Source organism: Agrobacterium sp. FDAARGOS_525 (assembly GCF_003938925.1).
GTDB lineage: Bacteria > Pseudomonadota > Alphaproteobacteria > Rhizobiales > Rhizobiaceae > Agrobacterium > Agrobacterium pusense.
This window is the reverse complement of sequence record NZ_RKIU01000003.1, coordinates 151,445-167,770: the sequence shown is the minus strand read 5'-3', so window position 1 is coordinate 167,770 and position 16,326 is coordinate 151,445. Positions and strand designations below refer to the sequence as shown.

General features: G+C 59.9%; 13 protein-coding genes. 3 read left to right on the top strand and 10 right to left on the bottom strand.

Annotated elements, in window-relative coordinates:
• Positions 1-15: 15 nt before the first annotated feature.
• The 3 genes from EGT36_RS02025 to EGT36_RS02015 form a co-directional block, all read right to left on the bottom strand.
• Positions 16-1,683: a thiamine pyrophosphate-binding protein gene (locus EGT36_RS02025; protein WP_172965616.1), complete on the bottom strand. Its 1,668-nt coding sequence runs from the start codon at positions 1,681-1,683 to the stop codon at positions 16-18.
• Positions 1,680-2,882, bottom strand: a complete 1,203-nt coding sequence (gene caiB / locus EGT36_RS02020) for a succinate--glutarate CoA-transferase (protein WP_037089857.1) — start codon at positions 2,880-2,882, stop codon at positions 1,680-1,682. Before caiB ends, EGT36_RS02025 begins: the two co-directional genes overlap by 4 nt.
• A gap of 167 nt (positions 2,883-3,049) precedes the next feature.
• Positions 3,050-4,030, bottom strand: a complete 981-nt coding sequence (locus tag EGT36_RS02015) for an alpha/beta hydrolase (protein WP_037089860.1) — start codon at positions 4,028-4,030, stop codon at positions 3,050-3,052.
• Between the two features lie 147 nt (positions 4,031-4,177).
• On the opposite strand from EGT36_RS02015, the gene ettA reads away from it, so the two are divergent.
• The 3 genes from ettA to metF all read left to right on the top strand — a co-directional run bounded on the left by ettA (position 4,178) and on the right by metF (position 7,896).
• Complete coding sequence (ettA, locus tag EGT36_RS02010; RefSeq protein ID WP_004442830.1) at positions 4,178-5,827, top strand: energy-dependent translational throttle protein EttA; 1,650 nt, start codon at positions 4,178-4,180, stop codon at positions 5,825-5,827.
• A 160-nt stretch (positions 5,828-5,987) separates the two neighbouring features.
• Positions 5,988-7,001, top strand: coding sequence for an ArsR/SmtB family transcription factor (locus EGT36_RS02005; RefSeq protein ID WP_004442828.1), 1,014 nt, complete (start codon positions 5,988-5,990; stop codon positions 6,999-7,001).
• A 1-nt stretch (position 7,002) separates the two neighbouring features.
• Positions 7,003-7,896: a methylenetetrahydrofolate reductase [NAD(P)H] gene (gene metF / locus EGT36_RS02000; protein ID WP_037089864.1), complete on the top strand. Its 894-nt coding sequence runs from the start codon at positions 7,003-7,005 to the stop codon at positions 7,894-7,896.
• A 465-nt stretch (positions 7,897-8,361) separates the two neighbouring features.
• Here metF and EGT36_RS01995 read toward each other — a convergent pair whose 3' ends face one another.
• The 7 genes from EGT36_RS01995 to EGT36_RS01965 all read right to left on the bottom strand — a co-directional run bounded on the left by EGT36_RS01995 (position 8,362) and on the right by EGT36_RS01965 (position 16,130).
• Positions 8,362-9,588, bottom strand: a complete 1,227-nt coding sequence (locus tag EGT36_RS01995; RefSeq protein ID WP_125270017.1) for a lytic murein transglycosylase — start codon at positions 9,586-9,588, stop codon at positions 8,362-8,364.
• Positions 9,589-9,710: 122 nt separating this feature from the next.
• On the bottom strand, positions 9,711-10,490 hold the full coding sequence (locus tag EGT36_RS01990; RefSeq protein ID WP_004442823.1) for a glycoside hydrolase family 25 protein: 780 nt from the start codon (positions 10,488-10,490) through the stop codon (positions 9,711-9,713).
• 237 nt (positions 10,491-10,727) lie between these two features.
• The gene (locus EGT36_RS01985) at positions 10,728-11,447 is read right to left on the bottom strand and encodes a class I SAM-dependent methyltransferase (RefSeq protein WP_037089868.1); all 720 of its coding nucleotides are present in this window, start codon (positions 11,445-11,447) and stop codon (positions 10,728-10,730) included.
• Positions 11,444-12,694: a BtaA family protein gene (locus EGT36_RS01980; protein ID WP_125270016.1), complete on the bottom strand. Its 1,251-nt coding sequence runs from the start codon at positions 12,692-12,694 to the stop codon at positions 11,444-11,446. The genes EGT36_RS01985 and EGT36_RS01980 overlap by 4 nt, the downstream gene beginning before the upstream one ends.
• A gap of 333 nt (positions 12,695-13,027) precedes the next feature.
• A complete protein-coding gene (locus EGT36_RS01975) occupies positions 13,028-14,107 on the bottom strand; it encodes a lytic transglycosylase domain-containing protein (RefSeq protein WP_037089975.1) in 1,080 nt (359 codons plus the stop codon).
• Between the two features lie 123 nt (positions 14,108-14,230).
• A complete protein-coding gene (locus EGT36_RS01970) occupies positions 14,231-14,866 on the bottom strand; it encodes a LysE family translocator (protein ID WP_022556608.1) in 636 nt (211 codons plus the stop codon).
• A gap of 52 nt (positions 14,867-14,918) precedes the next feature.
• On the bottom strand, positions 14,919-16,130 hold the full coding sequence (locus tag EGT36_RS01965; protein WP_037089871.1) for a pyrophosphate--fructose-6-phosphate 1-phosphotransferase: 1,212 nt from the start codon (positions 16,128-16,130) through the stop codon (positions 14,919-14,921).
• Between the last annotated feature and the right edge of the window lie 196 nt (positions 16,131-16,326).

The window sequence follows — 16,326 nt, the reverse complement described above, 5'->3', positions numbered from 1 at the left end:
TGTCCATGCGCGTAATCAGCTTCGGGTTCTGATCTGCGTCAGGGTACGCGTCGGCGTGATCGCTTCCGCATCCAGCTTCACCTCGATGATCGCCGGTTTGCCGCTTGCCCGTGCCCGTTCGAAGGCGGCGGCGAAGTCTTGCGTTCTTTCTACCGTTTCGCCGTGTCCGCCATAGGCTTTGGCAAAGGCGTTGAAATCCGGATTGACGAGATCGGTGCCGCTGACACGACCGGGATATTCCCGCTCCTGATGCATGCGGATCGTGCCATAGGTGCCGTTATTGACCAGCACGGTGATGATTGGCAGCCCGTAACGCACGGCGGTGATGAATTCCTGCCCGTGCATCATGAAGCAACCGTCACCGGCAAAGCAGATCACCTCGCGCTCCGGGAACAGGTGCTTGGCGGCCACCGCCGCCGGCAGGCCGTAACCCATGGAACCTGATGTCGGGGCCGATTGCGTGTGGAAACGGCGGAAGCGGTGGAAGCGGTGCAGCCAGGTGGCGTAATTGCCGGCGCCATTGGTGAAGATGGCGTCTTCAGCAACGTTCGCCTCGATCCAGTCCATGATCGGACCCATCTGCACGGCGCCGGGGCCTGTCTGCGGCGCCGTTGACCATTTGAGATAGGCCTCATGCATTGAGGCCGTGCGATCGGCCCAGGCGGCATTGCCGGCAAGATCGATGGAGGCAAGGGCGGCAACGAAATCGTTCGGGGAGGCGCAGATAGCGAGGTCCGGCCGATAGACGCGGCCAAGCTCTTCCGCCTCCGGATAGATATGGATGAGCTTCTGCGACGGGTAGGGAATATCGAGCAGCGTATAACCGGAGGAGGGCATTTCGGAGAGGCGGCCACCGAGCAGCACCACGAGGTCGGCTTCCTTGATTTCCCTGGCCAGTGCCGGGTTGATGCCGATGCCGACATCGCCTGCGTAGGAGGGGCTCAGATGATCAAACAGCATCTGGCGGCGGAATGAACAGCCCACGGGAAGTTTGTGCTTTTCCGCAAAAGCCTTGAAGCCCGTGACGCTTTCCTCGGACCAGCGGGTGCCGCCGGCGATGAAGACCGGGCGTTTTGCCTCGCCCAGCATTTTGGCGAAGGCGGCCATTTGCGACAGGCCTGGATGTGCCTCGACGGGCGTATAGGGCTTTGCCTCGGGAGCTTCGACCTCTTCCACCAGCATGTCTTCGGGCAGCGTCAGCACCACGGGGCCGGGGCGGCCGGAAGTGGCGACGGCAAAAGCGCGGGTAACGAATTCGGGAATGCGGCGGGCATCATCGATCTCGCCCACCCATTTTGCGAATTCGGTAAAGGCGCGGCGATATTCCACTTCCTGAAAGGCCTCGCGCTCGCGGGCATCCCGCTGCACCTGACCGATGAACAGGATCATCGGAATGGAATCCTGCCTTGCAATGTGCAGACCGGCCGAAGCATTTGTGGCACCGGGGCCACGGGTCACCATGCAGATGCCAGGCTCGCCCGTCAGCCGCCCCCAGGTATCGGCCATCATGGCTGCGCCGCCTTCCTGACGGCAGACCACGGTTTCGATGCCGCTTTCATAAAGCGCATCCAGAACGGCCAGATAGCTTTCGCCCGGAACGCAGGAAACGCGGGAGACACCATTGGCCTTCAGCGCTTCGACGATCAATTGCCCGCCTGTTCTTTTCATTCCGGCTGCAGTCATGGCGTCGTGGTCCTTTCGATGTTTTCCAGTTCGGCCAGCACCTGCGCCTGATGTTCGCCGAGCTTAGGGCTCGGGCGTTCATAACGCAGCGGCGTCTGAGACATGATAATGGGTGTGCGGACACCGGGGATGACAGTGCCGTCTTCCGCTTCCAGATCGATACGGAGGCCGCGTGCCTTCACCTGCGGATCCGCGAACATTTCCTCGATGGAATTAATCGGTCCGGCGGGGACGGCGTTCTTCTCGCAGGCGGTCAGAAGATCGCGCTTCTGCCATTTCAGCGTCTCCGTGGAAATGATCTGCCGCACCTCGACCTTATGCGCCACGCGGGCCTTGTTTGTCGCGTAACGTTCGTCATCGGCGATCGAGCCGATGCCGAGGATATTGCAGAGGCGGCGGAACTGACCGTCATTGCCGACCGCGAGGATCAGGAAGCCGTCGGCCGTTGGCACCACCTCATAGGGGGAGATATTCGGGTGGGCGTTGCCGAGCCGGACGGGAGGCCTGCCGGAGATCAGGTAATTCATGTTCTGGTTGGCGAGAACGGCCGATTGCACATCGAGAAGCGCCATGTCGATATGCTGGCCTTCGCCAGATCGAATGGCGTGGATCAGGGCCGCCTGAATGGCCGATACGGAATAGATGCCGGTGAAGATATCGGCAACCGCCACGCCCGCCTTCATCGGCTGTCCGTCGGCTTCGCCCGTAATCGACATGAAGCCGGACATGCCCTGCACGATATAATCGTATCCGGCGAGATCGGCATAGGGCCCGGTCTGGCCGAAGCCGGTGATGGAGCAATAGATTAGCTTCGGATTGAGCGCCCTGAGGCTTTCGTAATCGAGGCCATATTTTGCAAGTCCGCCGCGCTTGAAATTCTCGATGACGACATCGGCGGTGCGCACCAGCCGGCGCACCAGTTCGCAGCCCTCGGGTGTTTTGAGATCGGCGACGATGGAGCGTTTGCCGCGATTGGTGGCGTGGTAATAGGCGGCGGAGAGGTTTTCTCCGTCATTGCTCTCAACGAAGGGCGGTCCCCATGCGCGTGTATCATCGCCGCCTTCGGGGTTTTCGACCTTGATAACGTCTGCGCCCATATCGGCCAGCATCTGCCCCGCCCAGGGACCGGCGAGAACACGCGCCAATTCGATGACGCGGATGCCCGATAGCGGCGGTTTCCTGTTCGGCTTGTCGGTCATCTATCCCCCGGTACTTGGTGTCTGCCGGTTTATAGACCGCTGCTTGCCGCGTCGCATGTGATTTTATCTCATGGACTTATTCCGTTTTGGAACGGCACTAAACTGGGGCTGACACGGCAGCTTCGACATTCGGTATTTTGAGAGTCCCCTAATTCCGTCATTCCGGCTCAAGGCCGGAATGACGGGGAGGGCGTTTTGCTGTCATCCACGACGCGGCCGCACCAGGCGGCGAAATCCGCTACGACGGGCTGCCAGCCGATTTCGTTCAGGGTTTCGTGCCGCATGCCCTTGTAAATCGTGTGCTCGACATGGCTGAAGCCCGCCTCCCGGAAACGTTCGGCAAGCCACACGATCTCCCTGCCGTCATTGGTGGCGGCGTCCTCATCACCGCTCACCAGCAAAAGCGGCAAAGCCTTCGGCAGACGCTCGATAAGTTTCGGGCCGCGATAGGAGAGTGCAAAGACATCCTGCCAGAGAGAAACGCTCGCCTCGAACTGGCAGAGCGGGTCTTCCACATAGGCGTCCACCGCCGCCTTGTCGTGGCTCAGCCAGTCCGCATGGGTGCGCTTTTCCGGCATTTTCGCGTTCCAGGCGCGGAAAGTGGCTTTCGGCAGGATGGCGCTCGGCACATCCGAGCCTTTCAGCATTTTTTCCAGCCGCAACACAATCTGCGCGAAACGGCCCATAAGACCGGGATTGAGATTGGAATTCCAGATCGACAGACCATCGAAGGGGTCGGGGTAACTGACAGCGGTATTGAGCGCCACGAGGCCCCCCATGGAGTGGCCGAACAGGATCACCGGCAGGCCGGGATGCCGCTCGCCGGCCAGCCGGCGCATCGCCATGACGTCGGCCACGACCTTGTCCGCGCCATCCTTCCAGGCAAAGCGGCCAAGAGGCGCATCCGCTGCTTTCGTGCGACCGTGGCCGCGATGGTCGTGGGCATAGACCTCGAAACCCTGCTGCGACATGACGTCGGCAAAACGGCGGTAACGGCCGGCATGTTCCACAAGGCCGTGGCAGATCATCAGCACGCCGCGGGCGGGAGCAAGGGCGGAAGGTTGATGACGGAAGGCGATGGATGCGCCAGAAGGGGCTTCCAGCCTCTCAATCCGGCTGAATGCGAAGTTATCGGTCGTCTCATTCATCGTCGCACCCGTCGTCTCATCGCGCAGCGTGTCATAATCATGGGGTCATAATCGTGCCAGAGGTTGCCCCAAGGTCCTATTTACCCTACATAGCGGCAAATTTCCCGATACGTACTCTTAAAAATCCGATGTGGAGCATTCGCTACAATGGCACGTCAATTCATCTATCACATGGCTGGGCTGAACAAGTCCTATGGCGCGAAGAAGGTTCTGGAGAATGTGCATCTCTCCTTCTACCCTGACGCCAAGATCGGTATCCTCGGCCCGAACGGCGCGGGTAAGTCGACCGTTCTCAAGATCATGGCCGGCCTTGACAAGGAATATACCGGTGAGGCCTGGCTCGCTGAAGGTGCGACGCTCGGTTATCTCGAGCAGGAGCCGAAGCTCGACGAAAACAAGACCGTGATGCAAAACGTCATGGAAGGCGTGGCGAGCAAGACGGCGATCGTTGACCGCTACAACGAGCTGATGATGAACTATTCCGACGAAACGGCGGAAGAGGGCGCGAAGCTTCAGGACATCATCGACAGCCAGAACCTGTGGGACCTCGAAAATCAGGTCGAAATGGCCATGGACGCCCTGCGCTGCCCGCCCGGCGATTCGCCGGTGACCGGCCTTTCGGGTGGTGAGCGCCGCCGCGTGGCACTGTGCCGTTTGCTGCTGTCGCAGCCGGACCTGCTGCTGCTCGACGAACCGACCAACCATCTGGACGCTGAAACCATCGCCTGGCTCGAAAAGCACCTGCGCGACTATCCCGGCGCCGTGATGATGATCACCCACGACCGCTACTTCCTCGACAACGTGACGGGCTGGATTCTCGAGCTCGATCGTGGTCGCGGCATTCCTTACGAGGGCAATTACTCCGCTTATCTGCAGGCGAAAGCCAAGCGCATGCAGCAGGAAGCCCGCGAAGATGCTTCGCGTCAGAAGGCCATCAGCCGCGAACAGGAATGGATCGCCTCCAGCCCCAAGGCCCGCCAGACGAAGTCCAAGGCGCGTATCAAGGCCTATGACGAGCTGGTGGAAGCAGCGGAAAACCGCCGTCCCGGCGATGCGCAGATCGTCATTCCGGTCGCCGAGCGTCTGGGCCGCGTCGTCATCGAGGCTGAGAACCTCACCAAATCCTATGGCGACCGCGTGCTGATTGAGAACCTGTCCTTCAAGCTGCCCCCGGGCGGTATTGTGGGCGTCATCGGCCCGAACGGCGCCGGTAAGACGACGTTGTTCAAAATGATCACCGGTCAGGAAAAGCCTGATAGCGGCTCGGTGACTGTTGGTGACACCGTTCAGCTCGGTTACGTCGACCAGAGCCGTGACGCGCTGGCGGGTGACAAGACCGTGTGGGAAGAAATCTCCGGCGGCAACGACATCATCAAGCTCGGCAAGTTCGAAGTGAACTCGCGCGCCTATTGCGGCGCCTTCAACTTCAAGGGCGGCGATCAGCAACAGAAGGTCGGCAACCTCTCGGGTGGTCAGCGCAACCGCGTGCACCTTGCCAAGATGCTGAAGGCGGGCGGCAACGTACTGCTGCTCGACGAACCGACCAACGACCTTGATACGGAAACGCTGGCGGCGCTCGAAGAAGCGCTGGAAGCCTTCGCCGGTTGCGCCGTTATCATCAGCCACGACCGCATGTTCCTGGACCGCCTCGCGACCCACATTCTCGCTTTCGAGGGTGACAGCCACGTGGAATGGTTCGAAGGCAACTTTGAAGACTACGAAAAGGACAAGGTCCGTCGCCTCGGCCCGGAAAGCATCAAGCCCGGCCGCGTGAGCTACAAGCGTCTGACACGCTGATCCGTTTGTCATAACTTCAAAAAAGGCCCGCCGCAAAGCGGGCCTTTTTCCGTGTAATAAGTGGAGATGATCGTCTCGCGCGGCACTTTGCGCTTGCATCTCGCGCCACATCGACATAAAGATATCTTTATATCTTGATTAGCTTGCGAGGCGCGGCAGAGTGGCGTTCGGTCTGGACAAATTGGTGGATCTCCTGAAGGCGGCGGGTGAGCCGACGCGCTTCCGGTTGCTGGCGCTTCTTTCGGCCGGCGATCTGACGGTGACCGACCTTACGGAAATCCTTGGCCAGTCGCAGCCGCGTATCTCCCGTCACCTCAAGCTTTTGACGGAAGAGGGGCTGATCGAGCGTTATCAGGAAGGTGCGTGGGCCTATTTTCGCTTGCGGCAGGATGGCGAGCCTGCGGGTGTCGTTCGGCAGTTGCTTGCAGCGGCCTCGCCTTCCGACGCGGTTCTTCAGCGTGACAGTGAGCGACTGGCCGCCGTCAAGCGGGTGAGGGCGGAGCGGGCGCAGGATTATTTCAGCCGTAATGCGTCCGCCTGGGACGAACTGCGTCGCCTGCATGTCAGCGACGAAGCCGTGGAAGGCGCGCTGCTGAAGCTGGTGGGCACCACGCCCGTCGATTCGCTGCTCGATCTCGGCACGGGCACCGGCCGTATCCTGCAGCTTCTGAGCGGCATTTATCGCCGTGCCATCGGCGTGGATGCGAGCCGCGACATGCTTTCGGTGGCACGCGCCAATCTGGACAAGGCGGGCGTCGTGAACGCCTCCGTGCGCCATGGCGATATTCTCAATCTTCCGCTTGAGGGACAGGATTTCGATCTGATCGTCATCCATCAGGTGCTGCATTTTCTCGACCAGCCGGAGATCGCCCTTTCGGAAGCCGCGCGTATGCTGCGTCCGGGCGGTCGGTTGATCGTCATCGATCTTGCGCCGCATTCCTTTGAATATCTGCGCGACGAACACGCGCATGTGCGGCTAGGCTTCTCGCACCCGCTGATGGAAGAGTGGATGAAGAAGGCCGGGCTTTCTCTGGAGCGTGCCGTCGATCTGCATTCTGAAAAAGCGTCCGACGAAGCTCTGGACGTCACGATCTGGGTTGCCCGCGACCAGCGGCTGCTGATGGCAGACGATGTGGCGCAAGAGGCGGTTTTACTTCGCTCCGGGAGGGCATGATATGTTGAGGTCGGAAACCGCACGCCGTGATGGCGACATCCGGTTGTCTTTCGAATTTTTCCCGCCCAAGAACGCCGAGATGGAAACCCAGCTCTGGGAAACGGTTGCCGAGCTCAAGAAGTGGAACCCGGATTTCGTCTCCGTCACCTACGGTGCCGGTGGTTCCACCAAGGCGCCGACGCTGGACGCGGTGCGCCGGATGATCGGTGACAGCCACCTGGCGACGGCCGCACATCTGACCTGCGTGGACGCGAGCCGCGATGAGGTGCACCAGGTCGTCGACGAGTTCCGTAATGCGGGCGTTCGTCATTTCGTGGCGCTGCGCGGTGATCCCTCCACTGGTATCGGCACGGCTTACCAGCCGCATCCGCAGGGTTACGAGAACGCCGCAGCGCTGGTAAAGGGCCTCAAGGAGCTGGGCGACTTTGAGATTTCGGTCTCCGCCTATCCTGAAAAGCATCCGGAAAGCGCAAGTGAAGCTGTTGATATCGACATGCTGAAGCGCAAGGCGGATAATGGCGCTACCCGGGCGCTGACGCAGTTCTTCTTCGATAATGACGTGTTCGAACGTTACATGGAACGGGTTACGGCGGCGGGGATCACCATTCCGGTGGTTCCGGGCATCATGCCGATCCAGAATCTCACCCAGCTCAAGCGTTTCGCCGGACGCTGCGGCACAAGCATTCCTGCGTTTCTGGATGAGCGTTTTGAAGGCTATGACGAGGATCTGGAGGGCCGCGCCCGCGTGGCTGCAGAGGTTGCGGCCGAGCAGATCGCCGATCTCCAGCGGCGCGGCGTCAGTGAGTTCCACCTCTATACCATGAACCGCGCGCCGCTGGTTGATGCCGTGCTTGAAAATCTGGGCCTGGAGCGTCTGCGTCGCAGCGCCGCGTGATTTCAGCCAGGCTATTTTCGGACAGAAAAAAGCGCAGGTCCCTCGGGGCCTGCGCTTTTTAAATTCGTGTCATCTACGGTTCTTCACTGCGTTTGGTCTTCACGTCTCGTCAGATGAAAAGCATCATCGCTACGAACAAAAACGCCAAACCGACTGCCAAGGCATTGAGAGATTTTGTAAGTCCCATGGGTGCCTCCTCTTGTTGACAGCTTCGATAATATGACCGTTTTGTGGCAGTTGAAAAGCGGTTTTTGTGATGCGGTGCAGCACGTCTTTCAGGGTCTCAAAAAAGGAATTTCCGTAATTATTTGAAAATGAATGGTTATTTTCTTATCACGCAGTGCTTCATATGTTTAAAAAAAGTAAATGACCGGGGTTTTATCCCCAGTCATCCGGTCGAGATTAGCGATTTCCGCCTTGATTCCGGCCGACAGATTAAGGGCCGGAGAGCAGCGTTAAGACAGGTTAAAGCGCCTGTAGAAGAGCTGCCGTAGGCCAGCCGTCCGCCGGCATGCCGAGGCGCTGCTGTTCCTTCTGGATGGCGACGCGGGTGCCAGAACCGAGAATTCCATCCACCTTGCCGACATTGTGGCCGCGTGCTTCGAGCTTGGTCTGAAGCTGCTTCATGGTGGCGTCATCAAAGCCGGGATCTGGGTTGCCCTTGTCATAGACCGGGCCGCCCATCAGGCGGGTAGCGAAATAGGAAGCCGAGGTCGTGTAGATGAACGACTGGTTCCATTCCAGATAGATGTTGAAGTTCGGATAGGTGAGGAAAGTCGGACCCTTGCGGCCCTGCGGCATGATGAGTGCGGCGGGAAGGGAGGCGAAGTTCTTGTTGCCATCGCGCGGGGTGACGCCAAGCGCAAACCATTCGCCGGCGGTCAGCGGGCCGCCAAGGCCGGATTTGTCCCAGGGCAGGTTCTCGGGCAGGGAAACTTCCTGAATCCAGGGTTCGCCCTTTTTGAAGCCGAGGTGCTGGATGAATTTTGCAGCCGTCAGAATGGCATCGGGCGCACTGCTCTTGACGTTGATGTGGCCGTCACCATCACCATCGACGCCGAAGGCGATGATATCCTTCGGCAGCATCTGTACCTGGCCGATTTCGCCGGCCCATGCGCCCGTATTGGTGGCAGGATCGAGATCGCCATGCTGAACCATTTCGATCAGCGCGAGCAGCTGCGGACGGAAGAGCTCCGGGCGGCGGCAATCATGCGACAGGGTTACCAGCGCGTTGCGGGTGTTGAAATCGCCCTGAACGGCGCCAAAATCGGTCTCCATGGCCCAGAAGGCGGTAATGACGCCAGCGGGCACGCCGAACTCGTTTTCGGCGCGGGCGAAGGTGGAGGAGAGCTCCTGCAGCTTCTTGCGGCCGATATCAAGGCGGGCCTGGCTGACGGTGCGCTGCGAGAATTCGAGGAAAGTCTGGCGGAAAACGCCCTGCGCGCGGTCACGCGATAGCACCTTCTGGTCGATCTGTGCGCCCGCCAATGCCTTCTGGATCGCATCTGCCGGAATGCCCTTGGCAAGCGCATCGGCCTTGACGCCTTCAAGAAACGTACCGAGATCACCACCGCAGGCGACCTGCTTAGGATCGTCAGGCGATGCAACCGGTGGCGTGGCGAGGGCTGCGCTGGAAGACAAAAGAGACAGAGCGGCGGCAAAGATGATGCTGCGCGACCGGAACGTGGGCATGGGAATTTCCTCGATAGGTTGTTAGCCCGCTTTACCCATATGTTTGCGACAAAAAAACGGATCGGGCGATCTGACGTGGTTGAACAACGCCGAATTTTGGAAAGTGTTGCTTCTTGGCCGTCCTATTTGGCCGAAGCGATCCATTTCCGCCAGTTTTTCTCGCTTCCGGCAAAGACATTGATGTCGGTCGGGCCATTCACGCCGGGTACGACGCCTGTTGCGGTGTATTGCCAGAAGGCCCATTGCCGGTCTTCATAGATCTTCGTCGGATGCGCGGCGACGGACCGCACCCAGAAATGATAGTCCTTGAACTGGCCGACGAGATTGTCGCGGTGGAAATCAACCGAGGTATAGATAATCGGACGTTTGCCGTAATGGGCTTCGATGCGGTCGAGGAAGCGCTGCATTTCGGCGCGTACGATGCCGGGAGCCGGGCGCGTCTTGCAGGTGGGGGAGGCAGGGTTCCACTCGACGTCGAGAACCGGTGGCAAAGTAACGGCGTCCTTCGGCACGTTGCGAATGAACCAGTCGGCCTGCGCGTCTGCCGTCGAGCAGAAATAATAGAAGTGGTAAGGCGCATGCAGAATATTCGCGGCTGCGGCGCTGCGCCAATGGTCGCCGAATTTCGGATCGATTCGATCCGACCCCTCCGTTGCCTTGATGAAGACGAATGACACGCCCGACTTGCGCACGGTCTGCCAGTCGACATCGCCATTCCATTTGGACACGTCGATGCCGTGCACCTCATGGCGGTGCGGGTTGTTGACGCCGAAATCCTGCGGGTCGGTATCGGAAAATTTTGGCTTGGATACGGACGCGGTTTCGAGCAGATCGTAACTCGTGGAGGTGCAGCCGCCGATCAATAGCAAAGCCGACAATAGTGCCGATAAACGCAGCCGCATTGGAACCCTGATGAAAATATTGCCCCTATACGGCCGCCAAAACGGCGCGCCGTATCTCCCGATTTACGCATAACATGGTAAACAAACTGATATGGCAAGTGGCAACGTGCTTTTTGCACCCGACAGTCGCTGGATTTTGAAGCGATTTGCGCATCCATCGCCGAATAAGGCGCTGCAGGAGCCTTGACGGTGACGCCGCCCCTCGGCGCTGCGCGGGGTCCGTTCTGCCCTCTGGAATCAGGCCTCGGCCAGGATGCGGTGGATTTTCGGTTGCTGCGCTTCAGTGACCGGAAGGGTAATGACAGCCCGCCAGGCGTAACCACGGGCGATTTCCTCAAATTCGAGGTTGCCATCAAAACGGCCTGCCATATTGGCCAGAACATAGCGAAGATTGGCGCGGGGCGTGACATGGAAGCGCGTGAGCCAGCCGTGCAGGAGCGTGCGGAACCACTTCGGCAGCTGTTCCTGCTGGCCGAAATCGACAATATGCAGCGCGCCACCGGGTTTCAGCGCCTTGAGCGCCTGTTCCACTGCCTTTTCCCAGTCCGGTATCATCGACAGCGCATACGGGATCATGACCCGGTCGAACCCGTCGGGCTGACCGAACTCGGCGGGGCGGAAAGCGGTGGCGTCGGCCACGCGCAAAATCGGGCGTTCCGCCCTGCCGGCGAAATTCTCGGCTGCGGTCAGCAGCATTTCGGCGGAGATGTCGAGGCCGAATAGTTTGGCGTCAGGAAACCTGCGGCCGGCCAGCAGCAGGTTGCGACCGGTGCCGCAGCCGACTTCCAGGAGCGTGCCGCCCTTTGGTACGTTCAGGCCGGAAATGGTCCGGTCGCGGCCAAGAAGGTAATATTTGCGGGTGATATCGTAGATATGCCGCTGGTGGCGATACATGCGGTCCATCAGGCTCGCATGTGCACTATCTGCAAGACTTACATTCTCACCGACGGTTTTCATGCCATAGCCCTCTGGTAAATATGGAAACCGCCATAAATGGCCGAGCGGTCCAAGGCGTTGAGCTCGCTGGAGCGCTCTTCCAGATAGACCCACTGATTGCGGATATCGGGGGAAAGCCGGCCTTCGATCACGCTCTTTTCGGCTGCGGTGCGGAAGATGACGCGGGCGCCCGATGCGGCGGTGCGGCTGATCTGCGACCACAATTCGTTGAGCTGCACATCCGTCATCCAGTCCTGCGCGTCCAGGAGGATATAGCGGTCGACGGCGCTTGCCGGCTTTTTGGAGAGAAGCTCGGTGTAGGTGGCGTGATGCACGGCGACGCGCGCCGTATTGTTGCGGATTGTCTCGTAATATTCGGACTTGAGATAGGCGGGCAAAGAGCCTTCATGCGGCTCCGGATAACGGCGTGCAAAGGCCTGCCAGGCAAAATAATTGTCGCTCAGCGGAAAGTTGCAGGCGAGTTTTTCCAGCCGCTGCTTCAGAACCGAGGCAACCGTGCCATCATCGGAAAGGCTTGCCAGTTCGTCATATTGGCGGGGCGGAATGCCGAGACCGAAGAGGGAGCTTTTGCGTTTCGTCAACCAGCGGACCACCTTCTTGTCGAAGAGCGGCGCGACCTTGCTGTCGAAAAACTGGCGCTGTTCTTCGAGCGTCCGGGCCCTGGCCATTTCGGTGAGCTTCACACCGTGCAGCCTGGCCATGAGATGGCCTGCGCCGATGAAGCGTCCGAGCAGGCCGGTGTGATAGATGTTCCTGTCAAACACCGAAATGCGACGACGGCCGGAAAGCGTGCGCTTCGACCAGTAAGCCTTGGTCGTGGCATCGAGATGTTCGGCGATGAAGCGATCGTAACCGTGGCTGTTGCTGCGCATATTGGCGCGGCCGAAGTGGCGCACCACGTCCTGATGGGCCGGCAGATAGCGGAAGGCGGCGAGCTTCAGCTTGTTCAGCGCAATGTGATGCGGATTGAGGTCAACCACGTCGATGCTGGCCGGGTTGCGCGAGAGATAGGCCAGCATGTTGCAGCCGCCGGAACCGATGGTGACGATACGGTGACCTTCGCCAAGCTCCATCGCCTCCATGTCGATCTCGGGATCTTCCCAGATTTGCGGATAGACGAGGCCGGAGAAAAGAACGCCGAAGAACCGTTCGGAGAGGCCGCTTTTCGAGAGAGCCTTGTGCTGGAGCAATGCGGACTTCAGTTTCGTGTTCTTGCTGAAGCCGGTCTTGGGTGCCGCACTCGTCATTTGTTCACCTCTCAGTCGATTGAGAGGCGTCTACAGCCGTGACGCTACAGTTTGATGACAGGGGCTGTGGGCGAAGGTGGGGAATGATGGAGACGCTGGAAAACCAGACGGGGCCGGCACTGCGGGACACAAAGAACCGCCCCAGCCACAGATGGGGAGGCAACTCGCGCCGCTACGGATACGTCGCCTCGGGCTCGTCCCGAGGATCTGCACGTCCTGATATTTGCGGGGTTTTCAAATCCTTGGGACAAAACCAGGGATGGCGAAAGGAAAATGCTCGACGTTCAAGGAAGGCAAACGGCTGCGCCGCGCTCAGAGCGACGCCAGAGGCGATCACTTGCGCAGAACGTGCAGCATGCCCTTGCGTTTTGCATCGTAATAATAACCGCGCGCGTAAAGCCTGACGGCGTTGTCGCGGTCGTTGCCCGCCACCACCCATGCGCCGCGTAAATATTTGACGGCGTATTTGAGATTGGTTTCGGCGTCGAACAGGCCCGAGGCGGGGCCATCGAAGCCCATGGAGCGTGCCGTAGCGTGCCTGATCTGCATCAGGCCGAAGTTACCGCTGTTATAGGCGCCGGGATTATACCGGCTTTCGCGCTGCACCACGCGATGAACCAGGTCTTCCGGTACATCATACATGCTGGCGTATTTGGAAATCAGCCCGCTCAATTTTTCGCGTCCGGCAGGTGGCGTATTAAGCGGCGCGGTCATCGCTTCATTCTGCCGGATGGCGGCAAGGGCGGCGTTGGTCGGCCCGGCGGCATAGGCGAGAACGGTGCTGTCCGGCTTGGGCAGCGGAATGACTTTGCGTTCGGCCGTCAGTTCGGTGCCGATGGAGGGTGAGCCGGGCGGCGGCGGTGCCGGCGGGAAGCTGCCCTTGACGGCAACCACCTGCGGCAGATCGGCCGCGGCATTATGGGAGGCAGGTTTGGCCGCCGCAGCCGCCGTTTCGATGGCTGCCGCCGCGGGAGCGGCGCTTGCCGGTGCGAGTGCTGCGGCCGCGGTGGGTGCAGATGCCGCCACTGCGGCTTGGGCGACCTCGGTCTGCTGCGGCTGCATCTGGGCAGTGATCGCAGCGGCGGCAGCTATTTCGGAAGCCGGCGGCAGCGCCATGCGTCCGCCCTTGACGGCGACGGCTGTGGGAAGTGCTGCTGCCTGAGAAGAGGCTGCGGTTTCGGCGGTCTGAACCGATGCAGCTGTCGGGGTTGCTGCTGCGGCCTCGGTCGCTGCCGGCTGCGCGGATGTCGACGCAGGAGTGGTCGCGGGGTTTATCGTTGCGATTTTAGGGCCGTTCGGCCCGTCCTTCGCGGTATATTCGACGCTGGTGCATGCGCTCAATGCCAGTGCCAGACCCACGGTGGAAGACAGAAGAAGTGTCCTTCTTCCGCGGAATTTGCCCGAATTTCGCATGTTGCCGCCTTCGTTATGCCTGTCTTTCGATACCCCCGCGTCGAGCGAAGCAGGCAGTGTCCCGTCGAGCTTCATTAACCTATTGTAAGGAAAGCGGCAAGCCGGGAGGCGACTTGCAGTGTTTCAGGCCGCGATGCGCCTGTATCCGGCGCTGACCGCGCGGCCGGAAATGAAGTGCGTGCGGTACTTCTGGCGGATTTTCTTGTCGCCAGACATGCGCCGCACTAGTGCCAGAGTCGATTCGGGAAACAGCCCCTGCACGATGAGAATGGCCAGAGCCAGGAGCAGGACTGCGGCCTGCGCCACGGCAAACGTCTCTACCGCATTGCCGGTGGTGGAGATGAATTGCGGCAACAGCGCCAGGAAGAAGGTGAAATAGCGCGGTCTCAGGGCAGCGGTTGCGTAACAATCGCGGAACGTTCCGCTCCCGGACTTGCCAGCCAGATTGTCATTATCGGCATTGGCCGCCTGGGCGGCGGGAGTGGCGAAAGTCCACAGGAAAAACAGCATCAGCCAACCGAGCCCGGCCCATTGCACGATTTCCACGAAAGACTGCGGCATATAGGCAAAGCCGGCCACAGGAATGGCTGAAATCGTCATGGCGGTTACGATACCGAGAGCGCCGCCGCTGACGGAAGCCAAAAGCGTCTTTTTGCCGCGGATGGCGGCATAAGAGGCGACAGAAAATACAAGGGGAGAGGGGAGTGCGAACACCACGGCACATGCTGCGCAAAAAATCAGCCAGGCCTGTCCAGACATTCTCTTCCTCCTTGCCCTCCCTGTCGCCGTCTTATTTTAGCCTACCGTAAAATCAGGCCGCTGTGAACGGCTGACCGACATGTTCCATCACTTCGGTAAACCATTTGGCAGAGAGGTCGAAATGCTTTCCGCCCTTGATACGCGGAAATTCGATGGTCCGCAATTTGCCATTCTGGTCTTCGTCGTGGCCGGTGACACCGGAGACCTTGTTGAGTGCGCTTTCCACGGCGAGATCGACCATGCCCTGGATGAGGCGCAGATCGTCGCCATTGGCGGGGGCAGAGCGGGCGAAATAGCCCGATTTCTGCACCATGGAGCGTTCTGCGCCGATGAGGCTGGCAAACTGCTTCTGGAACCAGCCGCCGACATTGATCGTGTCGATCTTCACATGGCCGAAGGCATCGCGCTTTACCGCTTCGCCGGAAGCCTCGCGTTCAGCGACGATGGAATCGAGACCGGCACCTTCGGAGACGAACAGCGTGACGTAGCCGTGTCTGTCCATGATTTCCTTCAGGCGCTCGGCTTCCGCTTCGATGTCGAAGGCCATTTCCGGCAGGTAGATGCCGTCGATGTTCTTCATCTGCGTGTTCATCATCAGGCCTTCGACATATTCGTTGCCGTTGGTCTTCTGGATATAGGCACGGGCGGTGGCCGCCGTCAGCCAGCCGCAATGGCGGCCCATGACTTCGTGGATAACGAAGGTTTTGGGGGCTGCGCTCTGCTCGTTGCTGACATTGTCGAAGAAGGACGCACCGACTTCGGCGGCCGTCCAGGCGCCAAGCGACTGCTTGATCGGAACCACGTCATTGTCCACCGTCTTCGGCAGACCGACGACAGTGAGGTCGTAGCCGTTGGCGCCGAGATAGGCGGCGAGGTCCGCTGCGGTCGTATTGGTGTCGTCACCGCCGATGGTATGAAGAATGGTGACGCCGTCGGCCGCCAGCCGCTCGGCAGCGATACGAAGCGGATTATCGCCTTCCTTGACGAGGCCGCGCTTGGCGCAATCGGCGGCGTTGGTAAGCTTGACGCGGCTGTTGCCGATCGGCGAGCCGCCGTAACGATGCAGCAGATGCGCCTTTTCCCGCATGTCTTTGCTGATTTCGATGCGATCACCCAGAAGCACGCCCTGATAACCGGAGCGGTAAGCGATGATGTCGATCTCAGGCGCTATATCGCTGTATCGTTCGATCAGGCCGCCCACGGCCGAAGAGAGACAGGGCGCAAGGCCACCCGCGGTCAGCATTGCGACTTTCTGTTTGGCCATCGTGGCTCTCCTTTTGCGTATACTCAAACACATGTCTGGACATGTCTGGCAAATGGATGCGACAGCCGCGTGTGGGTGTAAAGTGAATTTATCAAGAAAAACGCCGATTTCTCGCGCTTTTTCAGCGGCTTGACCTGACCGGGCAAATATAATCGTTTCAATAGGCCCATTGCGGACACGGGCCCAGTGCCCTGTG

Coding starts and splice junctions, on each gene's coding strand:
- ettA (WP_004442830.1), top strand. CDS start 4,178: ATGGCACGTCAATTCATCTATCACATGGCTGGGCTGAACAAGTCCTAT.
- EGT36_RS01980 (WP_125270016.1), bottom strand. CDS start 12,694: ATGACGAGTGCGGCACCCAAGACCGGCTTCAGCAAGAACACGAAACTG.
- EGT36_RS02025 (WP_172965616.1), bottom strand. CDS start 1,683: ATGACTGCAGCCGGAATGAAAAGAACAGGCGGGCAATTGATCGTCGAA.
- metF (WP_037089864.1), top strand. CDS start 7,003: ATGTTGAGGTCGGAAACCGCACGCCGTGATGGCGACATCCGGTTGTCT.
- EGT36_RS02015 (WP_037089860.1), bottom strand. CDS start 4,030: ATGAATGAGACGACCGATAACTTCGCATTCAGCCGGATTGAGAGGCTG.
- EGT36_RS01990 (WP_004442823.1), bottom strand. CDS start 10,490: ATGCGGCTGCGTTTATCGGCACTATTGTCGGCTTTGCTATTGATCGGC.
- EGT36_RS01970 (WP_022556608.1), bottom strand. CDS start 14,866: ATGTCTGGACAGGCCTGGCTGATTTTTTGCGCAGCATGTGCCGTGGTG.
- EGT36_RS01995 (WP_125270017.1), bottom strand. CDS start 9,588: ATGCCCACGTTCCGGTCGCGCAGCATCATCTTTGCCGCCGCTCTGTCT.
- EGT36_RS01965 (WP_037089871.1), bottom strand. CDS start 16,130: ATGGCCAAACAGAAAGTCGCAATGCTGACCGCGGGTGGCCTTGCGCCC.
- caiB (WP_037089857.1), bottom strand. CDS start 2,882: ATGACCGACAAGCCGAACAGGAAACCGCCGCTATCGGGCATCCGCGTC.
- EGT36_RS01975 (WP_037089975.1), bottom strand. CDS start 14,107: ATGCGAAATTCGGGCAAATTCCGCGGAAGAAGGACACTTCTTCTGTCT.
- EGT36_RS01985 (WP_037089868.1), bottom strand. CDS start 11,447: ATGAAAACCGTCGGTGAGAATGTAAGTCTTGCAGATAGTGCACATGCG.